Annotated in this window: 9 protein-coding genes; 2 read left to right on the top strand and 7 right to left on the bottom strand. The window is 38.0% G+C overall.

What is annotated here, in order from left to right:
* Positions 1-185: 185 nt before the first annotated feature.
* The 6 genes from FY049_RS20215 to tauA form a co-directional block, all read right to left on the bottom strand.
* A complete protein-coding gene (locus FY049_RS20215; RefSeq protein ID WP_446084221.1) occupies positions 186-2309 on the bottom strand; it encodes an AAA family ATPase in 2124 nt (707 codons plus the stop codon).
* Between the two features lie 535 nt (positions 2310-2844).
* Positions 2845-4746 (bottom strand): 5'-nucleotidase C-terminal domain-containing protein, encoded by a 1902-nt coding sequence (locus FY049_RS20210; protein ID WP_446084220.1) that lies wholly within the window; start codon positions 4744-4746, stop codon positions 2845-2847.
* Positions 4747-5044: 298 nt separating this feature from the next.
* Complete coding sequence (gene tauD, locus FY049_RS20205; protein ID WP_056515455.1) at positions 5045-5908, bottom strand: taurine dioxygenase; 864 nt, start codon at positions 5906-5908, stop codon at positions 5045-5047.
* Between the two features lie 101 nt (positions 5909-6009).
* A complete protein-coding gene (tauC, locus tag FY049_RS20200) occupies positions 6010-6852 on the bottom strand; it encodes a taurine ABC transporter permease TauC (protein ID WP_056515459.1) in 843 nt (280 codons plus the stop codon).
* A complete protein-coding gene (gene tauB, locus FY049_RS20195) occupies positions 6852-7676 on the bottom strand; it encodes a taurine ABC transporter ATP-binding subunit (protein WP_056515461.1) in 825 nt (274 codons plus the stop codon). Before tauB ends, tauC begins: the two co-directional genes overlap by 1 nt.
* Positions 7677-7694: 18 nt before the next feature.
* A complete protein-coding gene (gene tauA / locus FY049_RS20190) occupies positions 7695-8684 on the bottom strand; it encodes a taurine ABC transporter substrate-binding protein (protein WP_056515465.1) in 990 nt (329 codons plus the stop codon).
* A 458-nt stretch (positions 8685-9142) separates the two neighbouring features.
* On the opposite strand from tauA, the gene FY049_RS20185 reads away from it, so the two are divergent.
* Positions 9143-10150 carry a putative solute-binding protein gene (locus FY049_RS20185; RefSeq protein ID WP_004719019.1) on the top strand — a complete coding sequence of 336 codons (1008 nt, stop codon included), beginning with the start codon at positions 9143-9145 and terminating at the stop codon, positions 10148-10150.
* Positions 10151-10226: 76 nt separating this feature from the next.
* Here FY049_RS20185 and FY049_RS20180 read toward each other — a convergent pair whose 3' ends face one another.
* Entirely contained in the window at positions 10227-10493 is a 267-nt protein-coding gene (locus FY049_RS20180) for a hypothetical protein (protein ID WP_004719017.1), read from the bottom strand.
* Between the two features lie 825 nt (positions 10494-11318).
* On the opposite strand from FY049_RS20180, the gene grpE reads away from it, so the two are divergent.
* Positions 11319-11858: a nucleotide exchange factor GrpE gene (gene grpE, locus FY049_RS20175; RefSeq protein WP_004719014.1), complete on the top strand. Its 540-nt coding sequence runs from the start codon at positions 11319-11321 to the stop codon at positions 11856-11858.
* The last annotated feature ends 105 nt before the right edge of the window (positions 11859-11963 follow it).

Here is an 11963-nt window from a genome sequence, read left to right as displayed (position 1 = left end):
ACTTTCTTATCGGATGTGCGTTTTTTCCTCAAAATCAGTGATTTTTTATGCTTTTTATCTATTTTTTAAGCATTTTTCATTATTTTTTTCATATTAAAGATATTTTTATGCTTTGTTTTCCACTCTCGAATCACAAAATCTGAGCATTATTCAACTGAATCAGGATTCAAAAAAGAAAAACCGCATCAATTTGATGCGGTAAATCCTATACTTTGTGCACTTTTATATTTTGCAGTCATTTCATCTGTTAAATGCTGCAGAATAGAATCCACATTTTCAAAAGGATGAAAACAGGACTGTCGTACAATCACCGCAAAGTCTCCAGCACTTAAACGATCTAAAGATTGCAGCTTTACTTTTATATCGGCTTCATGAACATCAAGTTTGAGTTGTGTGCAGACATTTTCCAGTAAAGCCAAACGCTGTGCATAATTTAGAAAATCAAAATGCATTTTAAAATCGAAACGGCGTAATGCAGCTTGATCAAGTTCATCAAAGCGATTGGTTGTCGCCACCACGATGCCATTAAAGCTTTCCATTTGAACCAAAAACTCATTTACCTGAGAAACTTCCCAAGAGCGGGTTGCTTGGCGGCGATCTTGTAATAAACCATCTACTTCATCCAGCAATAAAATTGCCTGTAAGTCTTCGGCTTCATGAAACGCTTTAGCAAGGTTCTGTTCTGTTTCACCGACCCAAGCAGAAATTAAGTCTGAACCGCGCTTAATCAGTAAAGGTCGATTGATGGTTTCAGATAACCATCGTGCAAATGCAGTTTTACCTGTTCCTGATGCTCCGTATAGACATAACCGGCCAAAACCATGTTGCTGGATACCTGATGCGATCTCCGCAAAATTCACCTTACAGTTGATATAGTTCAAATCATAGAACTTGGGCAAAGCATTACTATCTTGCAATTTAATACCTTGGTAACCCTGTGCTTTTAATGTATTGGAAACCAATTTGGTCATGCTTTCCTGTATCACTAAATGCTCATTGTGCATTTGAGCCGCTTTGGCAACACGATAACTACGGCGTAAAATTGCTGGAGATAATTGTTCAACATTGGCCAAGGCTTCCTGATACAAAGGATTAAGTTCTTGACCACAATGTTGCTCGATAAAACTTCTGCGTTGCTTTTTAGGTGGCACTTTAATTTCAAGCACCATATCAAAACGGCGTATAAACGCAGGATCAAGCTGATCGGAATTAGACACCCAAATCGTTGGTGTACGATTTTGCTCTAAAATACGATTGACCCAAGCCTTACGACTTTGCGCAGTGCTTTTCATCCCCACACCATTTTCGGTATCATTAAACACATCCTCGACTTCATCAAACATCAATAAAGCAGATTGACTGTCGAAAATGCATTGTGCTGCACGATACGCACATAAACGCCCTGTGGCTGAAATTGCATCACCATCTTCATCTTCACAGGAGATTTCAAAAAGTTGCACCGCCATTTCATCTGCAAGGCTCTTACACAGCTGTGTCTTTCCTGTGCCTGAACTGCCATAAAGGAAGATATTTACACCCTGTTGCTTACTCATTTTGACTTGCTTTAAATAAGCTAGGAGTAAAGTCAATTCAGTGTGTAAATGAGGATAATCCTCTAAGGTTAATTCAGCGGGCTGACTTTTATTAATGGTTCCAACAAACAGATCCATAACATCATTGGTTTTCACCAATAACTTATCGGCCAATTGGTTTGACACCAGATTCAATTTCCCACGTAAATAATTACGATAGTGTTGTTGAACACTGATTAAGCCACTGCGATGTAAACGCCCTTGTACAGACAAAGCCTGACGAATTGCTTCATAAGGCAAATATAAAACTACAGCCAAAGCACGTATGGTTTTAGACGCAGTCAATTCACCGATGGTATCCGCAATATCATCTAAAAGTTGTTCACTGTTTAACATCACGATAAAGCCTAAAATCGTGCTTTCAACAGCATTTAAATCCAGTAATTGCTGTATTAACTTTAGGTTATATTGCAACTCAGCATTGAACTGAAAATTATCTAATAAATTTTGCTGTTGGCTATTTTTATGCAAATGGTTGAGTTCCTGATAAGCAGCTTGCTCATCGAACTTATCTGCAAGTAATGCTTCAGAAAAACCTAACTTTTTTGCAATCCATTGATGACTAAAGCAATGATCAGAAATAAATTCTTTTGCACCACCTAACTCGACCAAAAATCGAAAAGCCCAAAGTTTTACAATCGGAGAAATTTCAGCAAAATCCTCTACGTCAACCTGATGCATATTTTGTGCAAAAGGTTGATTAATATATTCGTTCATATATTCACTTTTTTCTTTTCATGCCAAAGGCTAAACTTTTTCCAATTTGCATTTTCTGCAAGCAAAGTCATCCCTCAGAACATGTATATTCTTTAAAATAAGGTTTATTTTCGTTTAATTTAAACGATTAAAAATGTATAGGGTCTATTTAAAGCCCAAAATGAGAAATACGTTAAACAACATAATTTTTCTCCCGAATATTGAATTTAACAGCTGATTCAAATCACATTTTAAGCACCCTGCTTAAAACGATGGGTTCAATCAAGATATTATGGTTATCCTGCAACCAGTCAGTGGTTGTAAACAATCTTGTCAAAAGGCAACGTTACAAGATCAAATTGAGGCAAGTGAAAAGAAAATTAGGTTTGTCATTGTGATTATTTAAGCCATCGTGGCTAAATTTTGGCTCATTTTAAAGTTAAGCATGGTTTTTTGCAATTATTTATTCATCACCAACATAGGATTTTGTCAGTTTTCATTAACGACCCAACGAAAAAAATCCCGCCGAAGCGGGATTTTGATTGTCTGTTTCAGTTTATTTTGCTTTATCGATAAATAGCTGGGTACTGTATTCAGCCGTTGCTAATTTATTAATTTTCTTTTGACCTGTCTGACCAGCCAAACCTTGGGCATATTTGAGGAAAGCCTCCGCATAGTCTAAGCCAACATTCACACGGCGCTCACCAGTAATGGTTTTCAGGGTAGTATAGTAGTCACCACCATTGGCAAGAAAATCAATCGTGATCGCTTTGTAAGTCTTATTGAGATCTAGATTTTCATATTGCCCAGATGCATTACGTACTTGTATTTGGTTAAGACGCTGGCCTTTGTCTTTGGTAAAGTCAACATTCCAACGCATACCACCAGTATATGGATAGCTACCCGTATTATTCTGGGCAATCACACCATCTATTGCATCCTCTAAGGTGGCTTTAACTTCAGCACCCGTCAGGTCTAAACGCAACAATGTATTCTTGAACGGTAAGACATTATAAATTTTACCAACCGTCACATCCCCTAAAGCAACATCTTCACGGACACCACCACCATTTTGGAATGAGATATCAGCGCCAAAGAAGGTCTTTCCTTGTTGTAAAAACGCTTCAGCAATAATTTGTTGAATATCTCCACCATGTTGATCGACATGGGTATTCTTATTACAGATATCGCCGAGTGTTGAACGATTTACATCCCGTTGTGTACCAGGGACTCGACGTGAACAGAGATTATCTGTGGCTTGACCTACGATTTCCTGAGCAAATTTTTTCTTTTGTTCCTGATACGGTTTTAAAACATCCAAAGTCTTTTGTAGTGGTATTACAACAGTAAATGGGGCCTGATCTGTTTTAAATTGCGTCAGAATTGCTTGTTTTTCAGTTTCGGTGACTGCTTTTGCGTCTTTGGCGGTACGGGTAAAGTTATTCCCAATGAGTACATGTGGTGTTCCACTACAGCTTTCGACATTCCCGTTTTTGTCAAACTTCACATTTAAATCGCCCACGATATAACTGTACTGCCAAGCTTGCGCGACGCAGACCAATTGACCATCTTTGTTTCTCAGCTGTGTTGGATAAGCACCTTCAGGTGTCATGCCATATTTTTTAAGACTGTCAGGGCCCAACAAGGTATGTGAATCACCCCCAATAATCACATCAACATCGGTAAGTGATTTTGCCAGCTGTTGGTCTAAGTCATACCCCACATGGGTTTGAAGAATAATATTTTTAATGCCTTGCGCTTTATATTGATTAATTTCTTTTTGCGCTGTTTCAATTTCATCTGCAAACAATGTATCAGCATTTGGTTGAGAAGAGTTTTTGGTTTTCTTAGCAACCGTTAAACCAATGATTGCAAATTTAACCCCCTCTTTTTCAAACACTTGTGACTTCAAAATGCGATTGGTTTTATACAACGGTGAAGATGCACCAAAACTGACATTGGCCGTTAAAATTTGGGTTTTGTCTTTACAAGAACTTTGATCCAAGAAACCAATAAATTTCTTTAATCCATCATCTTTAGAATCAAACTCATGGTTACCAGGCGTAAATGTATCAAAACAAACGGTGTTCATTGCATCTGCGTCTGCTTTACCATCCGTTAAGTTATAGTACAAATCGCCAGTGATCGCATCACCAGCATGTATTTTTAAAGCATTTTTCTTTTCTACTGCAAGTTGGTTAATTAAGCTTGCAACACGTGCAAATCCACCACTTGCAACACTAAACTCTTCATCCCCTGTCCCCACATTGCTTTTAAATTTAATGCTTTCTTCATCTAAATGTGAATGATGGTCATTAATATGCAAGATATTCAGTTCTAAAGCTTTTGCCTCTACTGGTTTTTCAGTATTTGAATGATCATTATCATCATTACAAGCAACCAACAGCGTAGACAGTACACTCAGCAAAATGATTTGCTTTTTATTATTAATCAACATGATATTTCCAACAAGCAATAAATATTTGTGGCCTAGTATGTTGATCATTTGTTTAATTTTGATGAATAATTAAACATTATTGCTCAGCAACAAGGTTTCATCAGAGCTTGAATATTCAAATTGTTTTGTGAACACCGACAAACACAGCATACCGATACTTTTACCAACAGCTCATTTTATGATTTTTTCTTTAATGTATTTTTTAAATATTGAAGTTTCAAAAAGTTGTATTCAAATTCAGTTGTTTCAAAAATAAAAAACCAATCAAATTTGATTGGTTTTTATAACAAGTTAAACCTTAATCTGCTTGATAAAAAGGTTTATCACCCATCAAAGTGGCTCGATTCATAACACGGTGCTGAGGACGGTAATCATCAACAGCATAGTGGAAGGTACAACGATTATCCCAAAATGCCACATCATTGGCCTGCCATGACCAACGCACTACAAACTCTGGTTTCTGAATATGTTCAAACAACATTTTCAAGACAGCATCGCTTTCTTTGGCTTCGAGTTCATTAATTCGTGTGGTAAAACCCTCACTCACAAATAAAGCTTTACGACCTGTGACAGGATGAGTACGAATCACAGGATGGCTAATCGGAGGATGTTTTTTCTTAGCCTGTTCTAGCTTTTCTAATTCAGCAGGATCACCACCAAAACGATCTACTGGAAATGAACGCGCAATATCATGTGTTGCAGTTAAACCAGACAACATCGCTTGCATCGGTTTGGATAATGCTTCAAACGCCGCTGTTCCACTTGACCAAAGCGTATCTCCACCCCATGCAGGGACTTTTTTTGCACTTAAAATTGCGCCCATTGCTGGTGTTTCAAGAAAAGTCACATCGGTATGCCACAATGCATTATCCCGTAAATCATTTAATTCCGTATCTAAAACCATGATTTCGGGTTGTTCTGGAATATTGGGGTAAATTGGGTGGATGTGTAACTGACCAAATTGACGCGCCAAAGCTGCATGTTGCTGTGCAGTCATCGGCTGATTTCTGAAAAAGATCACCTGATGTTTCAATAAAGCTGCTTCAATCAAAGCCTTTTGTTCAGGTGTTAAAGGCTGATTGAAATTCACACCTTCAATCAGCGCACCAATCGTTGGATTTAATGGGGTAACTTTAAAAATATTTGAAACAACAGCGTTCATTTCTTCCTCGATCATCTCACGATGTATTAAAGGCAATGCATCATTAAAACGTTAAAACTAAATATGGCGATATGCTATCGAAAAATGTAGCGAAAAATAACTTACTGAGATTGCTTATCCCAAGGGACTAATTTCTTTTGCAAACGACGTAAACCAATTTCCAGAATAAAGGCAATCACAGCGATAATTAAAATCCCGACAATCACAACATCCGTAGCCAAAAGCTGTGAAGATGATTGCACCATAAAGCCTAAACCTTCAGAAGCACCAACCAACTCTGCTGCCACCAAAGTCGACCATCCCACCCCAAGACCAATACGGATACCGGTTAAAATGCTCGGTAAAGAACTTGGTAAAACCACATGTTTAATAATTTGCATTGGGCTTGCACCCAAAGACTGTGCAGCACGAATTTTGGCTTGGTCGACTGAACGGACACCAGTTGCTGTTGCGATAACAATCGGTGCAAAAATTGCCAGATAAATCAGTAGTACCTTGGACAATTCACCAATACCACACCAAATTACAATCAAAGGTAAATACGCCAGTGGTGGAATCGGACGATAAAACTCAATGATGGGATCTAAAATACCCCGCACAATTTTATTGCGACCAATCGCAATCCCCACTGGAATCGCAGTGATAACCGCAGCAATCAACGCCGTGCCGATACGACCCAAACTTGCGCCAATATGACTCCACAAGCTAATACTCATATAGCCATTGCTGAACAAATCATTGAAACGCTGCAACACGGCGGTTGGTGATGGTAAGAATAAAGCATCAATCCAGCCTAAAGTGGTGACCAGCCACCAAATTGCAATCAAAGTAATGATCGTGATACTACTGATCAAAGTAATATTGACTTCACGTGGAACCTTCACCTCCACAGTCTGAGATTCAACTGTACGAGGGATCAATTTAGGGTCTAATTGTGCTGTCATTACTCCACCTTTTCCACTTGAGCTTGGTCGCTCTGAGCAACATGGTATTGATCCTGATTATTTTGAATGAATACACAACTCAACACATGCTCTCGCATTTCAATAAACTTGGGATCTGATTTAATACTTCGTGCTGGCTCGCCATTGGCATAGCGTTTAGCAAAATCCAACTCCAGCTTTTCCACAATTCGCCCAGGATTTGGTGCAAGAATAATCAGATCTGTAGCCAGAAAAACAGCTTCTTCAATGTCATGGGTAATTAAGAAAGTAGGTTTGGACGTGCTCTTCCAAACATCTAATAATAAGCACTGCATTTGTTCACGAATAAACGCATCCAAAGCACCAAAAGGTTCATCCATCAATAATATTTTAGGGTCAGAAGCCAAAGCACGCGCTAAACCAACCCGTTGACGTTGCCCGCCTGAAAGTTCCCAGATATGGCGTTGACCAAAGCCTTCTAAATTCACCAATTTGAGTAATGCTTGTGCACGGTTTTGACGTGTTTTTTTATCAACCCCTGCAAGCTCTAAACCAAAAGCAATATTGTCTTCTACATTTTGCCAAGGCAATAAAACATCATCTTGGAACACCACACCACGGTCTCGGCTAGGTGCAACGATTGCTTCACCATCCAGTTTTAAAGTGCCTGCTTGTGGTTGAGTAAATCCAGCAATCAGATTTAATAAGGATGTTTTACCACTGCCTGAAGCACCTAATGCAACCATCAGTTGCTCAGAACCCAGTTGAAATGACACATCTTTCAAAACCGGTTGTTCAGCACCCGGATACTGTGCTTGTACATGTTCTACAGTCAATACAGCCATGATGAATACTTCCGATCTCTATTTCGATGTTTGAATAAAACGCGTGTTAATAAACTGTTGATAATTTGGAGAAACCTTTCTCACCAGACCTTGTGCTTTTAAAAAGTTCACTGAGTTGACAATATTTTGTGTGGTCCGCCCACCAAGGTATTGAGTGCTTAATTGCGCCTGACGATCTGGATAGGCGGCGCCAGCAAGAAGCGCTGGCACATCTTGAGCATCTACGCCGGTAATTTTGGCAATTTTTTGCACTTCAGCCGAGTTGGCAGTCCAACGACTTTTATTCTGGTTATAAGATTGGTAATAGTTCAGTGTCACTGTTGAAAACTTTGCTAAGACTTCAGGATGCTTCTGTGCAAAATCTTTACGTGCTACCCAAACTTCAAATGTAGGAGATCCCCATTGCCCAACCTGCCCTGCATCTGTGATGACCTTGCCGGTTTTCTTAATATTGGCAAGTGCAGGTGACCAGACAAAAGCTGCATCTATATCGCCTCTGCGCCATGCTGCATTAATTTCAGCTGGTTTTAGGTTCAACAACCGTATTTGATTGGTTTTAATATTCCAATGCTGCAAAGCCCCCAATAAACTGTAATGGGAAGTCGAAGCAAATGGCGTGGCCACCTTTTTCCCAATCAAGTCCTGAGGACTATTAATTCCTGAGCCATTTCTCACCACTAAGGCTTCCGCACTTTTCAGATCGGTAGAAATTAAAAACACCTCTATGGGCAAATTATTGGCAACAGCTGCCCCTAACGGACTTGAACCAATCAGTGCGATATCTACAGAACCAGAAGCCAATGCAGTTAAAACCTCTGCACCACTATTAAATAAGCGCCAATCCAGTTTTTCCCCAATCACTTTGTCATACACACCATCAGCCTGTGCAACTTTTGCAGGTTCTATGTTGGTTTGATAACCAATGACGATAGGGCGAGCATTTGCCAAACCACTATAGCTATATAAACTTATAGCTGAGCAAAGCAAAATCAGTTGCTGAAATTTCATGATCAATGTATGGACTAGAATAAATAAAAAGAGATGGGAATCAGCCTCATGGTACGGTTTTTTTGTATATTATTAAAAATACGTTTTTTAGATTTACTTATATGTTTTATTGATTAACAAAACTTGAAATCTATTTTATTTTTCTAGATCGATCAAAATTAACAAGATTTTAATTAAGCCACTAAACCCACACCAACAACCATCACAACATCACAACATCACAACATCACAACATCACAACATCACAACATCACAACATCACAACATCACAACATCACAACATCACAACATCACAACATCACAACATCACAATAATATTTTATTAAGATAAATAAATCACATTAAGTAAGCTATTCAATGGTTTATTCATCGGAAATAGAGTAAAAACTCTATTTTTATTCAAATAAAATTACTATATTTAGTATAAATAAAACGCGTTTTAAGTATAAGGATATAACATGAAAAAGGAATTTCTTGCCCTTACTACAATCGTATTATTAGGAATATCAAGTACCTCTCAAGCAAAACAAGAAATCTGTGTTTTTGATTTATTAGGGAAAGCTGGTGAATCCTATAAAATGATGGAAGAGTGGGCACTCGCTGCAAAAACATGGAATACCGATGTCCAGCTCATTGCTTACCAAAATGAAGAGCTTGCTGATAAAGATTTTAAAAATGGCAAATGTGATGCTGCCTATATCACCACAATGCGTGCACGCCAATACAATAAATTCGCAGGATCTATTGATGCGTTGGGTGGTGTTCCAACCAATGCCATTGCGCTCAAAGCGATTACCTTTGTCTTGGATAAACGTAATGTAAAACGCTTAAAAACCAAGATAGACAATGAAGAAATAGAAATTGGTGGAATCGGTCAAATTGGCCCTGCCTATATCTTTGTGAATGATCGAGCCATCAATACCATTGAAAAAGGTAAAGGTAAAAAATTTGCGGTATTGGCGTATGACAAAGCACAGATTGCAATGGTTGAACGTGTCGGAGCAATTCCTGTTCCATCCGATATTTCCAATTTTATTAAGAAGTTTAATACAGGTGAAGTACCAATGGTGGGAGCACCAGCCTATGCATTTAAACCTTTAGAAATGGAAAAAGGGCTTGGCTCTAAAGGTGCATTGATCAATTTTCCAGTGCTTAATGTTACTGCTGATCTGGTGTTTAGATCTCAAAAATTCCCAGCTACTTTTGGCAATGATTCTAGAACCTGGTTTATCAAGCAACTTCCGCGTCAATTCAGTATGGTCAAACGTTTAGAAGAAGGCATTCCTGCTAAATATCGTTTGAATTTAAGTAAAGTAGATACTGAAAAATATCAAAAGCTGTTACGAGATGGACGTATGGATTTAACCCGACAAGGTATTTACGATCCGACCATGATGTCAGTGCTTAAACGGGCACGTTGTACTGTAGATCGAACCAATTTTGAATGTTCTTTGGCGGGTGAATAACATCTCTTCAAAAGTTATTGATAAAAAATCAGGCAATGGAGGCATCCATAAATTGCCTGATTTTTTATTTTAAAATTTACTGAGCTGAAGGTTGTTCAACTAAACTTGGGTCATTGGTTGCTTGAGCAGGTTGTGATTGCTGAATCGTCGCATCACCCTCAACAGCAGTACCTTGTTGAGTCGGATCTACCGTCGAAGTTTGTGCCGATTGTTGTTGATCTGCAGAACTCATTGGTGCTGATTGGGTCGTTTCAGGTGCTTGTGTTGTTTCACTTGATGTACACGCCGTACTCATGACCGCAACACCAGCCAATAGCATAAAAATAAGACCTGATTTTTTCATCATAAATTCCTTTATCACTCTATCAAAAAACGGCAACACAGGACTGCGTTGTCGTGCTGACTATGATTGCTATTTTTTCTGCAAACTTCGTTGAAGCTTGGTTAGACTTTTAAGGTATTGCCGTATAAGTTATGCAAAGTTTATTAAATCAATGATTTAGATTGACCGATTTTATTTTTCATTATACTTGTTTCATTTCGCTGGATTTTTTGATGGGATTGAATGCGATTAGGCAAAAGTCTATCTAATAAAAGATATACTTTTACCATAAAAGTTTCGCATTACTTACATTGTTAATGGTTTTTACAAGACAAAAAAAAGCTTACCCAAGAAGATTGGATAAGCGATGAAAACATTGTTCAAACTAAAAAAAGAAACTACAGCCATAGAATCTATGAAGCATGATAATTAAATTATTGCTTTTTCGCAAAGCCTTATTTTCAATAAGTTTAATCGGTTTTACATGTGAGTTAAGTATTTTGATCTATTCATTCAATTTTAATTTTTGAATTTACTCATCATTTTTAAGCAATAACCGCATCAATTCCTCATAAATTTAAATTTTTAATCTAAAAAAATAATCATTGATTTGATGATTATTCCAACAAAAATATCTTTAAATTTTAAGATTTCTCTCTTAGATCCGCTTTTTTCACTGAATTTCATTAAATAATGTCTAAAACTGCTTGAATTTTAGCGGCTCGCCCACATTTCTTATTCATTAATGAATTAAACGATCATGGCAGTTCAAAAATGAACACAGTGCAAAACTGCTGCCGATAAGGACTGTACATGTTTAAGAACCCATTTAAACGGAGTAAATCAATGGCAACTGAGCAGAATCAAGAAGCCCAAGATATTCAAAACGAGCAAGCCGAACAGCAAACTCAGGCTGAAAATGAACAGGTTGAAGTTACCGTTGAAGCTTTACAGGCTCAAATCAGTCATCTTGAAGAGAGCTTAAAACTCGAAAAAGCACGTACTGCAAATGCAGTTTATGAAGCACAAAAAAGTGTAGAACGTATTCAACGTGATGCTGAAAAGCATAAAGACATTGTGTTAGAAAAGTTTGCCAAAGAATTATTAAATTCTGTCGACAACCTTGAACGTGCAATTCTTGCAGGTGGTGATGAAGAAACACCTGTACTCGAAGGCGTAAAACTGACTTTGAAATCACTTCTCACCACTTTAGAAAAATTCGGTGTTGTTGAAGCAGACACAACCAATGGTTTTAACGCTGACTTACATCAAGCTGTCGGGATCGACCCAAATGCACAAGCCAACCAAATTGGCACAGTTTTGCAAAAAGGCTACACCTTAAATGGTCGACTACTTCGCCCTGCAATGGTGATGGTTGGTCAATAAGCGTAATAAATAGGAGCTTTTTAAAAATATTTTCATGAATTTTCACAAATCATGACTTGAAAATTTTTGAATGGCTCTCATATCGGATAACAAGAAAATCCCTTT

Source organism: Acinetobacter sp. 1125_18A, from assembly GCF_052824985.1.
This window is presented reverse-complemented; position numbering and strand designations above follow the sequence as displayed.

Coding starts and splice junctions, on each gene's coding strand:
- FY049_RS20215 (WP_446084221.1), bottom strand. CDS start 2,309: ATGAACGAATATATTAATCAACCTTTTGCACAAAATATGCATCAGGTT.
- FY049_RS20210 (WP_446084220.1), bottom strand. CDS start 4,746: ATGTTGATTAATAATAAAAAGCAAATCATTTTGCTGAGTGTACTGTCT.
- tauD (WP_056515455.1), bottom strand. CDS start 5,908: ATGAACGCTGTTGTTTCAAATATTTTTAAAGTTACCCCATTAAATCCA.
- tauC (WP_056515459.1), bottom strand. CDS start 6,852: ATGACAGCACAATTAGACCCTAAATTGATCCCTCGTACAGTTGAATCT.
- tauB (WP_056515461.1), bottom strand. CDS start 7,676: ATGGCTGTATTGACTGTAGAACATGTACAAGCACAGTATCCGGGTGCT.
- tauA (WP_056515465.1), bottom strand. CDS start 8,684: ATGAAATTTCAGCAACTGATTTTGCTTTGCTCAGCTATAAGTTTATAT.
- FY049_RS20185 (WP_004719019.1), top strand. CDS start 9,143: ATGAAAAAGGAATTTCTTGCCCTTACTACAATCGTATTATTAGGAATA.
- FY049_RS20180 (WP_004719017.1), bottom strand. CDS start 10,493: ATGAAAAAATCAGGTCTTATTTTTATGCTATTGGCTGGTGTTGCGGTC.
- grpE (WP_004719014.1), top strand. CDS start 11,319: ATGGCAACTGAGCAGAATCAAGAAGCCCAAGATATTCAAAACGAGCAA.